Annotated in this window: 15 protein-coding genes; 3 read left to right on the top strand and 12 right to left on the bottom strand. The window is 60.2% G+C overall.

Features of this window, described 5'->3' with window-relative positions; genetic code table 11:
- Window positions 1-7 precede the first annotated feature (7 nt).
- Window positions 8-1,378, top strand: a complete 1,371-nt coding sequence (locus ACE2AA_RS16700; protein WP_395372462.1) for an NAD-dependent succinate-semialdehyde dehydrogenase — start codon at window positions 8-10, stop codon at window positions 1,376-1,378.
- Between the two features lie 145 nt (window positions 1,379-1,523).
- Here the strand turns inward: ACE2AA_RS16700 and ACE2AA_RS16695 are convergent, their stop codons facing one another.
- The 10 genes from ACE2AA_RS16695 to ACE2AA_RS16650 form a co-directional block, all read right to left on the bottom strand.
- On the bottom strand, window positions 1,524-3,296 hold the full coding sequence (locus ACE2AA_RS16695; RefSeq protein WP_395372460.1) for an AMP-binding protein: 1,773 nt from the start codon (window positions 3,294-3,296) through the stop codon (window positions 1,524-1,526).
- A 14-nt stretch (window positions 3,297-3,310) separates the two neighbouring features.
- A complete protein-coding gene (locus ACE2AA_RS16690) occupies window positions 3,311-4,558 on the bottom strand; it encodes an MSMEG_0569 family flavin-dependent oxidoreductase (RefSeq protein WP_395372459.1) in 1,248 nt (415 codons plus the stop codon).
- Between the two features lie 16 nt (window positions 4,559-4,574).
- Window positions 4,575-4,862 (bottom strand): MSMEG_0570 family nitrogen starvation response protein, encoded by a 288-nt coding sequence (locus tag ACE2AA_RS16685; RefSeq protein WP_395372458.1) that lies wholly within the window; start codon window positions 4,860-4,862, stop codon window positions 4,575-4,577.
- Window positions 4,850-6,025 carry an MSMEG_0565 family glycosyltransferase gene (locus ACE2AA_RS16680; protein WP_395372456.1) on the bottom strand — a complete coding sequence of 392 codons (1,176 nt, stop codon included), beginning with the start codon at window positions 6,023-6,025 and terminating at the stop codon, window positions 4,850-4,852. The genes ACE2AA_RS16685 and ACE2AA_RS16680 overlap by 13 nt, the downstream gene beginning before the upstream one ends.
- Entirely contained in the window at window positions 6,022-6,996 is a 975-nt protein-coding gene (locus ACE2AA_RS16675) for a sll0787 family AIR synthase-like protein (protein ID WP_395372453.1), read from the bottom strand. The genes ACE2AA_RS16680 and ACE2AA_RS16675 overlap by 4 nt, the downstream gene beginning before the upstream one ends.
- The gene (locus ACE2AA_RS16670) at window positions 6,993-7,556 is read right to left on the bottom strand and encodes an MSMEG_0567/Sll0786 family nitrogen starvation N-acetyltransferase (protein WP_395372451.1); all 564 of its coding nucleotides are present in this window, start codon (window positions 7,554-7,556) and stop codon (window positions 6,993-6,995) included. The genes ACE2AA_RS16675 and ACE2AA_RS16670 overlap by 4 nt, the downstream gene beginning before the upstream one ends.
- Entirely contained in the window at window positions 7,556-8,662 is a 1,107-nt protein-coding gene (locus ACE2AA_RS16665; protein WP_395372449.1) for an MSMEG_0568 family radical SAM protein, read from the bottom strand. Before ACE2AA_RS16665 ends, ACE2AA_RS16670 begins: the two co-directional genes overlap by 1 nt.
- Window positions 8,659-9,633 carry a Nit6803 family nitrilase gene (locus ACE2AA_RS16660; RefSeq protein ID WP_395372447.1) on the bottom strand — a complete coding sequence of 325 codons (975 nt, stop codon included), beginning with the start codon at window positions 9,631-9,633 and terminating at the stop codon, window positions 8,659-8,661. Before ACE2AA_RS16660 ends, ACE2AA_RS16665 begins: the two co-directional genes overlap by 4 nt.
- A gap of 24 nt (window positions 9,634-9,657) precedes the next feature.
- A complete protein-coding gene (locus ACE2AA_RS16655) occupies window positions 9,658-10,140 on the bottom strand; it encodes an MSMEG_0572/Sll0783 family nitrogen starvation response protein (protein ID WP_110560076.1) in 483 nt (160 codons plus the stop codon).
- Window positions 10,141-10,480: 340 nt separating this feature from the next.
- Window positions 10,481-11,884, bottom strand: a complete 1,404-nt coding sequence (locus tag ACE2AA_RS16650) for a PLP-dependent aminotransferase family protein (RefSeq protein WP_395372445.1) — start codon at window positions 11,882-11,884, stop codon at window positions 10,481-10,483.
- Window positions 11,885-12,364: 480 nt separating this feature from the next.
- On the opposite strand from ACE2AA_RS16650, the gene ACE2AA_RS16645 reads away from it, so the two are divergent.
- Window positions 12,365-13,078, top strand: coding sequence for an HNH endonuclease (locus ACE2AA_RS16645; protein WP_395372443.1), 714 nt, complete (start codon window positions 12,365-12,367; stop codon window positions 13,076-13,078).
- 268 nt (window positions 13,079-13,346) lie between these two features.
- Here ACE2AA_RS16645 and ACE2AA_RS16640 read toward each other — a convergent pair whose 3' ends face one another.
- Entirely contained in the window at window positions 13,347-14,147 is an 801-nt protein-coding gene (locus ACE2AA_RS16640) for an AraC family transcriptional regulator (RefSeq protein ID WP_395372441.1), read from the bottom strand.
- A 72-nt stretch (window positions 14,148-14,219) separates the two neighbouring features.
- Here ACE2AA_RS16640 and ACE2AA_RS16635 point away from each other — a divergent pair, with 72 nt between their 5' ends.
- A complete protein-coding gene (locus ACE2AA_RS16635) occupies window positions 14,220-15,380 on the top strand; it encodes a CynX/NimT family MFS transporter (RefSeq protein ID WP_395372439.1) in 1,161 nt (386 codons plus the stop codon).
- A gap of 101 nt (window positions 15,381-15,481) precedes the next feature.
- Here the strand turns inward: ACE2AA_RS16635 and ACE2AA_RS16630 are convergent, their stop codons facing one another.
- Window positions 15,482-16,129, bottom strand: a complete 648-nt coding sequence (locus tag ACE2AA_RS16630; RefSeq protein WP_395372437.1) for a glutathione S-transferase — start codon at window positions 16,127-16,129, stop codon at window positions 15,482-15,484.
- Window positions 16,130-16,184 lie beyond the last annotated feature (55 nt).

The following is a 16,184-nucleotide window of genomic DNA, read 5'->3' as shown; positions in this document are numbered from 1 at the left end:
CGGACCAATGAGTTTTTACCAGACCCTCAACCCGACCACGGAAACCGTGGAACGCACGTTTGAACTACATACCACCGCGCAGATGAAGGCGATTGTCGATCGCGCGGACCATGTGTGGAAGACCGACTGGAAGAAGCGCGACATCGCCGCCCGCAAGGTCATCATGTCAATGGCCGCCGACCTGTTGCGCCGTGACCGCGTGGCACATGCGCGCCTGATCGCGACCGAAATGGGCAAGGCGCTGCCCGACGCGCTGGAGGAAATCGACATCACGACCGATATCCTGTCCTTCTATGCCGATGGTGCGGCAGAATTCCTCGCCCCCACGCATCTGAAGGTCAAGGAAGGCCATGCGAAGATCATCAATCAGCCGCTTGGCCTGATCTACTGCATCGAGCCATGGAACTTCCCCTATTACCAGCTTGCCCGCGTGGCGGGGCCGAACCTGATGGCGGGCAACGTGGTCATCGCCAAGCACGCGCCCAACGTGCCGCAATGCGCGCTGGCGTTTGAAAAGCTGTTCCACGATGCGGGCACGCCTGTGGGCGTCTATACCAACATCTTCCTTGATAACGACCAGTCCGCTGAACTGATCAAGGATTTTCGCATCCGTGGCGTCGCCCTGACCGGCAGCGAACGCGCGGGCCAGACGGTCGCAGCCGAAGCGGGGGCTGCGCTGAAGAAGGACACGATGGAACTGGGTGGTAGCGATGCCTTCATCGTGCTGGATGACGCGGACCTTGAACTCGCCGTCAAATGGGCGACGTGGGGCCGGTTTGCCAATAACGGGCAGGTCTGCACGGCGGCCAAGCGGATGATCGTGCATGAAAAGGTTTATGACGCCTTCCTCACCGGTCTGAAAAAGGCGATCACGCAGTTCCGCATCGGCGACCCGCTGGCCGAGGGCACCACCCATGGCCCGATGAGCAGCAGGAAGGCACTCGACACTGCACTGGCGCAGACTGACGAAGCGGTCAAGGCGGGGGCAACGCTGGTGGCTGGGGGCAAGCGGATGGAGCGGACGGGCTTCTTCATGGAGCCGACCATCCTGACCAACGTGTCAAAGGACAACCCGGTCTTCTATCAGGAGATTTTCGGCCCCGTTGCCGTCGTGCACAAGGTTACATCCGAACATGAAGCCATCGAACTGGCCAATGATTCCCCCTATGGCCTTGGCGGTTCCGTGTTCTCCCGCGACCTTGGCCGGGCGGAACGGGTGGCCGAAGCGGTCGAAACCGGCATGATGTTCATCAACACGGCCACGGCCGCAGCACCCGAACTGCCCTTTGGCGGGATCAAGAATTCGGGATTTGGCCGCGAACTGTCCTTCCTGGGCATTGAGGAGTTCATCAACCGTAAGCTGATCCGCATCGCCTGATAGGGGATGTGTGTTTTCTGCCCCGGATAAAATCCAGTCCGGGGCAGAAAGAGGGATTCCGAACCCAGAGCCGACCCGGTTGATCCAACCACACCGCATGTTCAGGCATGAGAAGGCCCTCTAGCCCGTTACGATACTGCTCACGTCAGGAGACCAGCAGGCGTTTCCGCGTGATCTTTCCGGACACGGTGGTCGGCAGATGCCTGACGAAGCGGACTTCTTTCAGACCAATCCAGCGTCCGAGGACTGCGTTGACCCGCGCAACGATTTCCTCGGCAGAAGGCGCGTATTCCGCTTCGGGATCTGGAACCACATAGGCAACGGGACGCTGTCCTCTCAGCGTGTCAGCAATTGCAACCACGGCACAGGCATGAACAGCAGGATGGGTGGCGATGATCTTTTCGACCTGCACGCCGGAAATCCGCCGTCCTGCGACCTTGATGACATCATCGGAACGCCCGAGCATATGCACGGCGCGGCTGGCCTCGATCATGCCTTCGTCGAAGGTGCGATAATACTGGCCGGTCTCGTCCATATAAGCTGTGGGAACATGGATCGCTCCATCCTTCCATACGCCAGCCAGGCAGCCGGGCGGCAACGGCAGCGAAAGGACAATCTCGCCGCACTGTTCACCGGGTATGGAAGGCACGATGGCCGGACGGAAACCCGGTGCGGGTCGTCCGATATCGTTCATGAGCGAGACCGGCTCGCGCTCGGGCAGGCCAAAGAAATGAGCGGTAATGCTCCATCCGGTTTCTGTCTGCCACCAGTGATTGACCACGGGCCTACGGAAATACGACCGCGCCCAGTCGAGCAAGGTCGGGTCCGCATATTCCCCGGCTACGAAAATGCGGGCCAGTGCAGGCAGGATGGCCCCTGACAGATGACGGCTTTCCTGCCGCATGAGGCGCATCTGTGTTGGTGTGGTGAACAGGCATTTCACGTCATGCTCATGGCAAAGCGCGCGGATGGCGGAAGCCGATGCGCCGCCTTCCACGATCACGCTGGTGCAGCCGCTGATCAGCGGCGCATAGACGCCGTAGGAATGGCCAACCACCCAGCCCATATCCGATGTCGTGAAGAAGGTGTCACCGGGTTTGCAACCATAGATCAGATCCATGGACAGGGCGAGTGCCACGGCATGCCCGCCGTTGTCACGCACGATGCCTTTCGCATGACCCGTCGTGCCTGACGTGTGAAGAATATATAGGGGATCTTCGGAGCGCAGCGTGACCGGCTCTGCCGGTGCGGACTGTTCCAGCGTGCGAAAATCATGATCCCGCGTTGGCAGAAGGGCTGTCGGACACGCTGCACGTTGCACAACAACGCAGGCCTGTGGGCGGTGCGTGGCCTTGGCCAGGGCCTCATTCAGGGCCGGCGCGGACGCAACGGGCGTCTGCCCCTGAAAGCTGCAACTGGCGATGATGATGACTTTCGGGGCCACATCATCAATCCGGCGCGCCAGTTCGGGGCCTGCGTAACCCGCAAAAACCACCACATGCACCGCCCCGATCCGCGCACAGGCCAGCATGGCAATAGTCGTTTCGATCATGGTGGGCATGGCGATCAGGACGCGGTCGCCTTTCTCCACCCCCAGCGCGCGCAGGCCACCGGCAAACCCGGCCACCCTGCCCTGTAGTTCCCGGTAGGTTACCACCTGCCGTTCCTTTGTGGCGCAGGAATGCCAGATCAGCGCCGCCTGCCCGCCGCGCCCGTTTTCAACATGCCGGTCCACGGCATTATGGCAGGTGTTGAGCGTGGCGTCGGGGAACCAGTCATGCCAGCCATCCGCCCGTGTCCTGCATGCGCTCACAGGTGCCTGCTTCCATGTGATGCGTTGCGCCGCCTCCAGCCAGAATTGTTCTGGCTGGCTTGTGGCCGCGTCATACATCGCCTCGTATGTTGTCCATGGAAGCATGGCGCTTACTCCGATCAGGCTACAGGCACATCTTTGCCGGTGATCTGGCTGGCCAACCACGCGGCATCACGCGAAACACCGGAGAACCGTCCCGATCCCCAGGTGTGCAGCCATGGCAGGCCGAGGAAGTAGAAGCCCGGCGCATCGGTCACGCCGCGATGCCAGACCGGCTTGCCTGCCCCATTGAAGACAGGCACGTCGATCCAGCGATAGTTCGGACGGAAGCCGATGCACCAGAGGATCGAAGTGATCCCGGCAGCCTTCAGGTCGAGCGGGGTGTTACTGCCATCGGGCTCCCACACAGGCACATAAGGGGTTTCGGTCGGAGCCGTGATCCCTTCACGGGCGATGTAGGCGTCAATGGATTTCTTGATGTCGGCATTGGTCTTGTCCGCATCATCAAGGTTTTCCGCAAGGTCCGGCGCGAAGTGCGCCACTTCATCGCGGATTGTCTCCAGCGTGCCATGCAGGCCAACGCCCTTCTTTGCAAAGAGGCGCAGATCAAGATCATGGCCTCCATTTCGACCGGTGACATAATGATTGGTCTTATCGCGTGCGCCGTCACGCAGGGGGTGATTATCCACCGTCAGGTCGTAGAAGTGCATGTCCGCAAGCCAGTCCACAACGTCGCGGCCACGGTAGAAGCGCGAGACGCGCGGGGCGGAGCCGACACAGAGATGGACCTTGCGTTTTTCAAGGAACAGGTCCTCGACAATCTGCGCGCCGGACTGGCCGCTGCCCACGACCAGCACAGCCCCTGCCGGCAACTGGGCCGCGTTGCGGTAATCCTGCGAGTGAACCTGATGGATGGCGGGGTCGATCGCGCTGGCATAGCCGGGGATGACCGCGTCCTGATACGCGCCTGATGCGATGACCACATGCTTCGCGTGCCACGTCTCACCACCTGCCACCACGCGATAGCCACCACCTTCATGGCGGGTGATGGAAGTAACGGCTGTGTGCTCGCGCAGGGGCGGATTGAAGGAGTTCACGAAGCCCCTCACGTAGTCAATAATTTCCTGCTTCACCATGAAGCCGTGCGGGTCTTTCCCCTTATAGGGATGACCGGGAAGTTCGCACTGCCAGTTCGGCGTGACCAGGCAGAAATTGTCCCAGCGTTCATCATCCCACGAATGGCAGGCGGTCTTTGCCTCAAAGACGATGTGCTCCACCTTCTCGCGGCAGAGATACCAGCTCATGGAGAGCCCGGCCTGCCCGCCACCCACGATGATGACGGGGATGCTTTTCTCGTTCTGTGTCATGGTCGTTCTTTTCGTCTCAATAACTGAAAGACAGGACGCGCACCTGCGCATCGGGTCGATTGAGGAAAGGCGCACTGGCCTGCCTTATGGCCTGAAGCTGGCCAAGGGCGCGGCTGCATGGGAAGCCGTAGCAGGCGCGAACCCGCTCGCTGGCGTCCGTCAGGGCGGTGTCCGCCTTTTCAAGAAACTCCCGGACCGGATAATCCTGACCGGGCGTGAAGTGGTCCCTTATGACCAGCGACGGGGAGTAACAGTCAGTCTCCTTCCCATCGGGCCAGCGCACACGAAAGGTCATTTCGGGCATGACAAAGCTCCAGAAACAGGGGCACCTGCGTGCCGCAGGGCCGCCAGACGCCGGTATGCAGGGAGGTGCCGACTGGCGACGTGGCCCCAGTCGAAACGGCGGGCCGTTGCGGGGCCGCTGACCCGGAAATGGTCACGGCTTTCGACGCGCAGGGCGTCGCGCAACGCCATGAACAAGGTGTCGGGGTGCGCCGGTTGGCACCACAGCGCATCCGTTGCCGAAAAATGCTCCGTGAAAGGTGCGATTGCCGACACAATAACAGGCGTGCCGCAGGCCAGGGCTTCCAGCGGGCATAGCCCGAACCCCTCGGTTACGGATGGATAGGCCAGCACGTCCGCCTGCCGATAGAAGGCGGGCATGTCCTCATCCGCAACCGGCCCGGTGATGGTGACATGATCGGCCGCACCGCTTTCGCGCAGACGCGCCATGAACCGGGTGCGGTAGGCAGAATGATCCAGCAGCGAAGCCCCGCCCGCCACAACCAGATGCACATCAGGCCGTTCACGGCGAAGGGCGAGAAATGCGTCGAGCAATTGCAGCGTGTTCTTGCGCCGCTCGATCCCGCCCACGGACAGGATCAGGCGACGGTCGGCAGGCAGGTGATGCCGCGCCCGCAGCGTGGCATCCTGCACGTCCGGCACGGGCGAAAAGCGCACGGGATCAACCCCGTTGCCCACGACCGGGGCTTCGCGGCCATGGTCGTTGCGCAGGACGTCTTCCCACATTGTGCTGACGGTAAACAGTTCGGCCGCCGCCCTGATCCCCCGTTCCTGCCGCGCGGCAAGGACCGGGTGCGTGAAATGGTCAAGATGGTGGACCGTGCGGGCAAAGCCCGGTATCTGCCCTTCCTCCACCAGTTCGGCCAGTGCATTTGCGCTGATCGGGTCCTGCGCGTGCAGCACGTCAAAATGCTGCCCACGCAGGGCGTCCCTGATCTCGCCGATGCGGCGTTCCACCAGCGTTGGCAGGTCGGTCTCGGGCACGGCCGGGATGCAGTTTGTGGCGCAGCGGGGCGTGCGGAAGAAACCGGTTCCGGTCACGTCCGGAGCGATCAGGGTGACGTCGTGGCCTGCGTCGCACAGGGCTTCGGCCAGCGCCATGCCGTGCACCACGCCGCCACGCGGATTGGTGGAATGGGTCAGGATGCCGATGGAGAGGGTCATGGCGCACACCCCATGAGAGGCATCCGGGCGAGATCCCAGAAGGTTTCTTTCTCCCCGTCCCATATGATATCAAGGCGTCGTGTCATATCGCACTGTCCGATGATGGCGGCAGTGATCCCGCGCGCCTGAAAACGTGCGATAATCGCCCGGGCATCCTCGGGCCGGGCTGTCAGCAGATAGCCATAGCTGGGGAATGCAGACAGCCAGCGTTCCATTGGTGCATCGTCGGGGCGTGGAATGTCATCGAGCGTGATGGTCATGCCGATACCCGAACATTCGGCCAGCATGAGCGCGGTGCCCAGCAGTCCGGCCATGCTGATATCCTTGGCAGCGCGGCTCAGGCCGTCCTCGGCAATGCCGGGCAAGAGATCGAGATCATCTCGAAGGCGTGCCGCCCCCTCAGTGTGACACAGTGCGGAACTGGCATCCCAGAACGGGTGCGGGTCGTGCCAGCGGCCGCGCAGGTCGATGGCGGCGATCAGGACTTCGCCCGGTCGGGCATCGAAACTGGTCAGCAGATGACGGGCACGGCCAAGGATCGCCACCGACAGCGAATTATGGGTGCTGCGCATGTTGGTATGGCCGCCGACAACCGGCACGCCATAGGTGCGCGCACCTTCATGCAGACCGGTCAGAATGGACGCGGCCGCCTCGGACGTATCGCTCCACAGCGCGTCCACCACAGCCACAGGGCGACCGCCCATGGCCGCGATGTCACTGATATTGACCATCACGCCGCAATACCCGGCAAACCAAGGCATGGCGCGCACGAAGCTGTCCTGAAACCCCTCGCTGGCCAGCAGGAGATAGCCATCGCCATCCGGTATGGCGGCACAGTCATCGCCAAGGCGGATACCATCGCTGGTATCCCGACCAAGAATTGCGACGGTTTCGGCAATATCCTGCTTGCCCGCAAGGGCCCGACCGTGTCGAAGCGTGCGCAACAGTGTAGTCAGTTCGTGTGCCATCATGCCACCTGCCGGTTACGGGGCTGCGGGCGCAGCAGCCAGGTCTGATCCTGGCCATGCGCCGGATAGCGTGAGAGGTCGGCCTGCATGTCGTGATGTGGCAACCCATGCAGGGTCATGGCCCCGAGGCTTTTCCAGTGCAGGCGGCGGAAGAACAGCACGTTCTGTTCCTGTACCTGGGCCAGGAACCGCGTGGCCCCAAGCCCGTGTGCCGTGCTGACCGCCATGCGGATGAGTTCCGCGCCGATCCGTCCCAGTTTGCGATGGTCTTCATGGACGGCCAGACGGGAGCCGCGCCAGACGCCGGGGTCGGCTTCATGGATGCGCACGGCGCCCACCACCCGGTCCGGCATGCCCGCCAAGCAGCACGCCGCGATGATGGGAATGGCAACCGCGTCGATTGCGTCCCGGTCATCATCCGCAAACACCTGCTGTTCGGTGCAGAACACGTCGCGGCGCAGCGCATGGTAGCCAGCCCGTTCCCACGGCGTGCGGGCCAGCCGCACGACATATTCCGTAGGGATGAACGGGCGGTCGTCCACGCCTTCGAGGATCGCTGTCATTATTCGTACGCCGAAAGCGAGGAACAGGCGCCACACCGGCCACACCCGGCGCGGATGTCGGTGGATTTCATGTTCGCCTCGCGCAGCATCCGCCCGAGTGGTGCGAGCACGGACTTCATGAAATCGGCCGAAGGCGGGGCATGATTTTCCAGTGGTGTGCCGGAAATCGGCACGAACGGCACCACGAAGGGATAGACCCCGAGCGCAATCAGCCGTTCAGCCAGAGCCAGAATATCTCGGGCACTGTCGCCAAGACCGGCCAGAATGTAGGTATTGACCTGCCCGCGCCCGAAGACCGGCACGGCGCTGGCGAAAGCGTCCATATAGCGATCAACGCTGACCGTGGCCTTGCCGGGCATGATCTTCTCACGCACCGCCTGCGTGGCAGCCTCGAGATGCATCCCCAGGCTGTCGGCCCCGGCGTCGCGCAGGCGCTGGAACCAGCCGTGATCACGCGGCGGCTCGCACTGCACCTGCAGCGGCAGATCCACTGCGGCCCGGATGGCACGGGCTGATTCCGCCAGCACGGCAGCACCCCGGTCCACCACGTTGGGCGTGCCGGTGGTCAGCACCATGTCGCGCACGCCGTCGAGTTCCACGGCGGCCTTGGCGACCTCGGCCAGTTGTGCTGGCGTCTTGTAGGCAATGGTGCGATCGGCCTCCAGCGACTGGCCGATGGCGCAGAACTGGCAGGACGTGCGCCGGTCGGCATAGCGGATGCAGGTCTGGTGCACCGTGGTCGCCAGCGTGTCACGCCCATGCAGCAGGGCAATCTTCCAGTACGGAATGCCGTCCGCCGTGCTCAGTCCGTAAAAGCGCGGGGCGGCCGGAAAATGGATCGTGCCCAGTGTCTGCCCATCGCGTAGCAGCGTGCTGGCCCCGTGCTGGTCCGGCGGGCTGGCCTGGAATGGTGAATGCCGCGCGCCAGATGTATAGACCGGGACCATGACGGTCTGGCCTGCAATGGTAATCGTCTTGTGATCCGAAGGACCGGCGCCTCCCTTGCGGGCAATGCCGCCGGTCTGCTCACCAATCTGCAGCCCGAAGGATTGCAGGTCGGTAACGAGCTTGCGACCAGAAAGTGTACCGAGCGTCGGAATGGTCATGACGCAGCCTCATCTGTAGATGTGGGAACCGGATTGGCTTCCCCAACGTAATGAACGGTGCGGGCGGGCCGCCGGTCCTGAAGCAGGCTGAGCAGTTCGGGCCGTGCGTAATGCCCTACGGAATCCATCATCCGCTTGCGCTTGGTAATCAGGGCGAAGTCGAGATCGGCAATCACCATCCCCTCGCCTTCCGTCAGCGGTGTGCCGAGCAGTTTCCCTTCGGGCGAGACGATGGCCGTGAAGCACCCACCACGCAGCGGCCCTTCCAGCGCAGGGTCGCCCGCTATTTCCTTGATCTGCTCTTCGGTAAGCCAACCCGTGGCGTTCACCACAAAGCAGCCGGATTCCAGCGCGTGATGCCGGATGGTGACTTCCATCTGGTCGGCAAAGATCTGCCCGACCAGCGAGCCGGGGAACTGCGCGCAGTGGATTTCCTCGTGCTGGGTCATCAGCGCGTAGCGGGCGAGCGGATTGTAATGCTCCCAGCAGGCCAGTACGCCAATGCGACCGGCGGCACTGTCCACCACTTTCAGCCCTGCACCATCGCCCTGCCCCCAGACCATGCGCTCATGGTAGGTGGGCGTGATCTTGCGGCGCTTGAGCAGAATTTCACCCGTGGCGTCGAAGATGATCTGCGTGTTGTAGAGCGTGCCGAAATCGCGCTCGTTCACGCCCAGCACCACGACCATGCCGGTCTGGTGCGCGGCCTCTGCCACCATGTCGGTGACCGGACCGGGAATGACGACGGCGCGTTCGTAAAGCGCCAGATGCTCCCCACCGAAGCGGAAAGGCGACTGGATGAACGAGAAATAGGGGTAGTACGGCACAAAGGTTTCGGGAAAGACCGCCAGTTTCACGCCTTTTTCGGCGGCCTCGCGGATGGCCTGACAGACTTTCCGGGCAGTCCCCAGACCATCGTCACCAAGGACGGGACTGATCTGGATGGCTGCGGCGCGAACGATACGGGACATGGCGTGCGGTCCTCCCTTCGGCCTTCAGAGGGTCCAGGTATTGAGGATGAAGGCGTTGTCGCGACGGGCCAGCAGGATGATGTCGAGCACGTCCTGCGGGTTGATGGGCGTGATGCCGGGGATCAGGTTCTGCTCGCCGTAGCCGTAGAGGGCCTGGAGCGCGAAGCGGCAGGCATAGACCTTTCCGCCTTCCTCAAGGATTTTCGCGATCTGCTTGTTGCAGTTCATGTGCCCCGGAAAAGCTTCGTCGCCCAGACGGGGAAAGCCGCGCTGCACACCAAGGGTTACACCCGGCCCATACAGCAGCACCGATGTCTCGAAGCCCTTGCGGATCAGGCGTGTGGCCTGCAGCAGGTTTACAAATCCGACCGAACCTTCATTGGCGACGGTGTGGAAGGTGATGAGGGCTTTTTCGCCGGGTTTGGCTTTGACGTCCTCGAAGACCTTGTTTTCATAATTGACGAAGCAATCGCCGTCTTTGTACGGAGCGTGTTCGACTTTCGGCATGGTATATCTCCCGTGTGCTGCGGTCTCCGGCAGGGAGCCGGGGCTGACCGCGTTGCCGAGGCAAACGTGGCACGGGATGGCAGAGAGCCAAAATATTGTATGCCTTATGAAAAGGGTACAAACGGCTCAAATCAGATTACATGCCGCCATCCTGCCAAGACAGAGACATACAAAAAATATACGACAACCATACAATCGTAAGGGGTATCCATAAGGATCTGTTTTAGCTTGATTTTATAATCACGCAGTCGTGAATGAAGTGCCTTTTTGTTTTTCCATGCGCCCGCATGGCGCACCCCGGAATCAGATGTCCCCGTCGATTCCTGACGCTGCGCGCAGGTCACACAATATCGGCAAAGCCGGGTGAGCGCTTATGCTGCAACACCGACAGCACGCCATGCAGGGATTCCTCAAGGCTTGCAGCATCCGGTGCGCTGCCCAATGCAATCCGCGCCCGCTGCGGCGGCTCGCCGCTGATGGTGAAAACGGTGCTGGGCACCAGCGCCAGGCCTCGCCTGCGGGCATACGCCACAAAATCCGCACTGCCCCACCAGTCCGGCAGTTTCAGCCACACATGCGGCCCGTCGGGGCTCATGCAATGCCCCTCCCCCAGCACCCTGCGGGCAATGGACTGGCGCAGGCGCAGTTCTTTCTGGATGGCGTGCAGGATTGTATGCGCCTGCCCTGTCTGCATCCATCGCGCCGTGAGCGCGCTGAGCAGACCTGCATTGGTGAGCGCAATGGCCCGAATGGCCGCCGCGACCCGTCGGGTCATGTCCGCATTGGGCAGGGCGACATAGGCCGTGCGCAGGCCGGGGCTGAGCGTCTTGGCGAGGGTCGCCACGTAGCTGACACGGCTATGGTCGAGGGCTGCCAGCGCCGGTGGTGGAGTGTCCATCAGCAGGCTGTAGGGGTCGTCCTCGGCAATATGCAGATGATGACGCTGGGCGACCGCCAGAATATCCATGCGCCGTTGCAGCGACATAGTGGCTGTAGTGGGATTGTGGATGGTCGGTATACAGTAAAGTAGCCTGGGATGATGTTCGGCGCAGACGCGATCGAGCTGGTCCGGCATCATGCCCTCCATGTCGCTGTCCACGCCGACCAGGATGAGGTCGAACTGCGCCGCGATGGTCCGGATGCCGGGATAGGCAATACGGTCGGTCACAATCACATCACCCGGCTGGGTATGGGTGCTGACAATGGCCGCCAAAGCGCTCTGGGCGCCCGGTGAGACAAGGATTTCATCCGTTCGCCGCTGACCGATGACGGGCGCGATCCATTTTGCGCCAAGCTGGCGTTCCTCAAGCGTGCCGCCAGTGACCCGATAGGACATCAGGCTGTTCAGATCCTGCTGTTTCAGGATGGCTGCGATGTCGCTTTGGATAATCCGCTGAAGCGGCGGTTCCTGCGGGATGGGCGGCAGGTTCATGGTCAGGTCAACTACGGCTGGACCGGTATGGCGCCAGTGGCTCTCGCCAGCGCCGACACGGACGAAAGTGCCTCGCCCAACCGTCGCGTCAATCAGGCCGCGCCGGCGGGCCTCGGTAAACGCGCGGGTCACGGTCGTCAGATTGGTGCCGAGATACTCCGCGATCATACGCTGTGGCGGGAGCCTGTCCCCTTCCCGCAGGTCACCCTTGCGAATGGAAAGCGCCAGGGCATCGGCCAGCGTCATGTAAATCGCATTCGGGCTTCGGCCGATCTCTTCTTTCCAATGGGCCAGGTAGGGGTATGCGGACATGGGATGGAATTTCCATACATTCGATGAGATTCCATTCGACCATATACCATACAATCCGTGCAATAATGATCGATACAGATTCTGATTGGGTGCTCCGTGCAGGTCATCACGCCAATTCGTCGCGTTAATGTCCTGTCCAAAGAGTTAAGTTCACGTAGCCCTGTCACTCACTGTTTAAAGCGATCCGACCAGACCCACATCCGTTCGATCCGGAGCCAATAGGTTCACAGGCAAAATGTATCATTCCATTATCTCTTTTCTGGTCGCAGTTGAGGCTGCCTCCGGAATGCGGTGGGAATGGCCATTTGTATTAATCGGATGAAGGTCCACATAGCGCGTGTTTCGGACATTCCGCTGCCGCCGTCCGGGTCTCGAAGCCAAACGCTCAGGCGTTGATGAGCGGGGTGCGCACTATAGATGTTTTGATTTATATTCTTTAGTACCCAACCGGTATCTAACTGATAATATTGGGACACCATCATGGCCCTAACGCCAATCGATATTGAAAACGCTTTTTCGTTCATCCGGAAGAACGGTTTTGCACCCAATAGGGATTCGACGAAATGGGATGTAATCGACCCTAGGACTCTCGAGCCATTTCCGCCAAAGGCAGTTCTGCGGGTAGCATATGAACTTAAAGGCCTGCAGGGGCCTAATGTAAGTGGGGGGCCGCCTACGAATGACCCTTTGAAGGCACTTGGCTTTCAAATCTTGCTCAAGCCACATTTAGAAGACACTGCAATAGCGCATGATATTACAGATATTCTCAAATCAGACGTAAGCGAAACGATAAAGCAGCGTCTTGTGAATGCACGTGTTGGACAAGGACAATTTCGTGAGGACCTTCTTGAGCGCTGGAATAATACATGCGCGGTCACTGGATGCAGGATACCTGAAGTCCTTCGGGCTTCGCATATCAAAGCGTGGAAGCATTCCAACGATATTGAAAGACTCGATGTTCATAATGGAATTTTGTTGGCCGCATCTCTTGATGCATTATTTGACAAATACCTCGTAACATTCAAAAATGATGGTACTATGCGAGTTAATGGCCGCATTAAAAAAAATGATCTTGATAATTTACGTATTCCGCAAGGCGTGAGGATAAATTTTCAAGATCAAACGAAAGTCTATTTGAAAGCACATCAAGCCGAGTTTGAAAAAACTTCCAATGGTAACTCATTCGATTGGTAGATGCTTTTGAGAGAGCAGAGAGCAGAGAGCAGAGAGCAGAGAGCAGAGAGCAGAGAGCAGAGAGCAGAACATTCGCTCATAAGGCCGATTTTATCATACTATTTATCGGGTAGCAGTCATTCTGCTATCCGGCCCAAACCGGACATGATGACGGCCGTGGTTAATGTCGTAGATGAGGCGAGAGCAACCGGCCGGACTTATCGCCTCGCGGCCAAATGCCCTCGACGAAGAACGAAATCTTTCGTTCGTAAACAGACTGATAATCAGATCATTCAACCTGATCACGAAATCGACCAGGCGGACTGCCGAGAGTCTTGCGGAATGCAAAGGCAAACGCGGATGCCGTGGAATAACCAAGAGTATGTGCGACCTCTCCAACTGGCAGGCCTGATGCCAGCATGCCAACGGCGGCCTGCATCTGCACCTGTCGGCGATAGTGACTGAAGCTCATGCCGACCTCAGTTTCAAACAATCGGGCCAGTGTCCGACTGCTGGCCCCAGCCACATCCTGCCATTCGGATAGTGACCGGCCATCCGCCGGAGAGGCCATCAGCGCATCCGTGACACGCCGCAACCGTGTATCCGAAGGGCGCGGCACACCCAGAGGTTCGGAACGTGCCGATGCGATCTGGTCCAGCAGCACCGCCACCATGCGCGACGCCGGTGAAGGAACGGGATAATCTGCCGGGCATCTGGCAACCGCATCAATCAGTTCCTGCAACAGCGTCGTAAGGGCGATGATGCGACAGGCTGGCAGAAAATCACGGCACATCTGCGGCGCAATCAGCACGGCACGCAGCCTGGTTTCCTTGGGGCTGTGAACGGCATGCACCACACCCGGTGGCAGCAGAAGCGCACGGCCGGGGGGCACCAGCCACTGACCATCTTCGGTCGTGACGCGGATTACGCCATGCGTGGTTGCCAGAAGTTGCCCGAGATCAGCGTGACAATGAGGTTCGACATCCGCTGCTTCCACATGATGCTCCGCATGCACGCGCACTGGACGTAACTCTGTAGGAGGCGTGCGATCAGCAAGACTGCTGGCCTGCAGGGATCGGGATTGCTTCATCTGGCATATTTTCGACAGTTTATGGCATCCTGTCGAGCGCTGGATAAAAAATCGGCCTGTATAGCAGAAGGCATGACACGTTCTGCGAAAACGCTTCTGCCCTGGCTGATGATCTTCGGTGCCGGTCTCTGCCTGCGTACCGGAATTGCGTCCCTCTCTCCTATCCTCGACCGGATCGAACGAACGCTTGCCATCTCCAACGCAGAACTGGGCTTGCTGACCACACTTCCTGTCCTGTGCATGGGCAGCCTCTCTCCGCTTGGGCATATACTGGAACGGCGACTTGGCCTGAGACGCTCCATGATAATGGCGTTGGCGCTTCTGACGATCGCCCTGCTCCTCCGCCTCGATGGTGGCAGCTATGGACTGCTGCTTTTCACGGCCGTCGGGGTAGGCGTGGGCGACGCAATCATCCGACCGTTGCTGTCGGGTTTTATAAAGGGTGAGTTTGCCTCCCGCGCGCCTGCGGCCATGAGCGTCTATGCTGCCAGCATGGGCGTGGGATCGGCCGTCGCCGCTTTCGGAACGCCCCGCATCAGTGACGCCACCGGGAACTGGCCGCTGGGTCTGGCTTTCTGGGCGCTCCCCACGGCACTTGCCGGGTTCTGCTGGATGCTATGGCGCGAGGATATCGCTGCGCCTGCGCGCTCCGCGTCACAGCCCGCTCTCACGATCAGCCGGAGCGGCATTCTGGGACTGACGCTGTTCTTCGGTCTTCAGGCCGGGATCAATTACGTCGCAATAGCGTGGCTGCCGTCCCTGTATGGTGCCATGGGCTATTCTGACCATATGGCCGGCTTCCTTGTCGCCATCATGATGCTGTTCCAGACGGGCATCAGTTTTTGCATGCATGTCATCATGCGCGCTCTGAAACTTACAACCATCAAGGCAGCCCTGATTTTTTCCGGCCTCGCCATTCTGGGTACGCTCAGTCTGCTACTTGCAAAGCCGGTGCCATGGCTGGCACCCGTGATGATCGGGATTGCGACGGGAGGCCTGTTCCCGATAGCGCTCCTCCAGCCTCTGGATTTCGCGCGCGACAGATCAGAGGCGACACGGCTAGCCGGGCTAACCCAGACGGGTGGCTATCTGCTTGGCGGTATCCTACCGTGGATTACAGGTCTGCTGATAGACCGGATCAACCTTGCCCCGGCGCTTCTGACGTTGCTGATTGGTAGTGCAGGCTTTCTGGCCGTGATTACGGTGGCGATCCAGCGCATTTATCAAAAGTGACATGCCCGCCATGAATGTCTGCTGTCTTCTTTATCTCGGAATGATCCGAATGTCCCAGATGAAGGCGTACACTCTCCAGCCGTGCGGGATTGCTTTGCGCGTCAGTGCTTTGGCGGAACAATTGCCAGTTGCGCCCGGACACTCGGACGCTCCTGCATCCGCGCGAACCAGGCTAAAAGTGCTTCGCACTCCTGCGGGCTCGGCAATTCTACGGCCTTGGCGAATATAAAACCCCCGATGACTGCAATATCCGCCATCGAGAAAGTCTCACCGGCTATAAAGGGCTGTTTCCGCAACACCCTATCGAAGTAATGCATCCCGCGTAGGGCCTTATCGCGCTGGCGCAGGCCCCATTCCCGGTTCTGGTAGACTTCCACATCGGGACCAAGACCCGGTGTGGCATGATGAAAATAGACGCTGATGGCGTCCAGCATCTCGATCTCGGCGCGTTTTGTCATCATCTGGATCACCCCTTTCTCAAGCGGCGTTCGACCGGTTAGTGTGGGTTCCCCGGTAAGCGCATCAAGATAGACCGTGATCGCCGTACATTCAGCGAGGCAAATTCCGTTGTCCAGTTCAAGCACTGGCAACGTTCCGGAATAATTCTTGGCGAGGAAGCCAGGCGTCTTGTGTTCCCCCTTCCACAGGTTTACCGGCACGAATTCGAAGCTGGACTGGAGATTTTTTTCTGCCAGGGCAATCCGGACACGGGCCGGATAGGGCCCGGTGGGCCAGTCATAAATTTTCATTGGAGCAGCCTTATTGGCATCGAAAGCGAAAATGTCAGGGTCGTCCGGACAATCA

Source organism: Komagataeibacter diospyri (assembly GCF_043995075.1).
GTDB classification, from domain to species: Bacteria; Pseudomonadota; Alphaproteobacteria; order Acetobacterales; family Acetobacteraceae; genus Komagataeibacter; species Komagataeibacter diospyri.
Note: the sequence above shows the minus strand (reverse complement) of the source record. Positions and strands in the feature narration are given on the sequence as shown.

Bases quoted from the DNA above. Each gene is read 5' to 3' on its own strand.
- ACE2AA_RS16665 (WP_395372449.1), bottom strand. From the start codon at position 8,662: ATGACCATTCCGACGCTCGGTACACTTTCTGGTCGCAAGCTCGTTACC.
- ACE2AA_RS16695 (WP_395372460.1), bottom strand. From the start codon at position 3,296: ATGCTTCCATGGACAACATACGAGGCGATGTATGACGCGGCCACAAGC.
- ACE2AA_RS16655 (WP_110560076.1), bottom strand. From the start codon at position 10,140: ATGCCGAAAGTCGAACACGCTCCGTACAAAGACGGCGATTGCTTCGTC.
- ACE2AA_RS16670 (WP_395372451.1), bottom strand. From the start codon at position 7,556: ATGACAGCGATCCTCGAAGGCGTGGACGACCGCCCGTTCATCCCTACG.
- ACE2AA_RS16675 (WP_395372453.1), bottom strand. From the start codon at position 6,996: ATGATGGCACACGAACTGACTACACTGTTGCGCACGCTTCGACACGGT.
- ACE2AA_RS16645 (WP_395372443.1), top strand. From the start codon at position 12,365: ATGGCCCTAACGCCAATCGATATTGAAAACGCTTTTTCGTTCATCCGG.
- ACE2AA_RS16660 (WP_395372447.1), bottom strand. From the start codon at position 9,633: ATGTCCCGTATCGTTCGCGCCGCAGCCATCCAGATCAGTCCCGTCCTT.
- ACE2AA_RS16650 (WP_395372445.1), bottom strand. From the start codon at position 11,884: ATGTCCGCATACCCCTACCTGGCCCATTGGAAAGAAGAGATCGGCCGA.
- ACE2AA_RS16630 (WP_395372437.1), bottom strand. From the start codon at position 16,129: ATGAAAATTTATGACTGGCCCACCGGGCCCTATCCGGCCCGTGTCCGG.
- ACE2AA_RS16635 (WP_395372439.1), top strand. From the start codon at position 14,220: ATGACACGTTCTGCGAAAACGCTTCTGCCCTGGCTGATGATCTTCGGT.
- ACE2AA_RS16700 (WP_395372462.1), top strand. From the start codon at position 8: ATGAGTTTTTACCAGACCCTCAACCCGACCACGGAAACCGTGGAACGC.
- ACE2AA_RS16680 (WP_395372456.1), bottom strand. From the start codon at position 6,025: ATGACCCTCTCCATCGGCATCCTGACCCATTCCACCAATCCGCGTGGC.
- ACE2AA_RS16640 (WP_395372441.1), bottom strand. From the start codon at position 14,147: ATGAAGCAATCCCGATCCCTGCAGGCCAGCAGTCTTGCTGATCGCACG.
- ACE2AA_RS16685 (WP_395372458.1), bottom strand. From the start codon at position 4,862: ATGCCCGAAATGACCTTTCGTGTGCGCTGGCCCGATGGGAAGGAGACT.
- ACE2AA_RS16690 (WP_395372459.1), bottom strand. From the start codon at position 4,558: ATGACACAGAACGAGAAAAGCATCCCCGTCATCATCGTGGGTGGCGGG.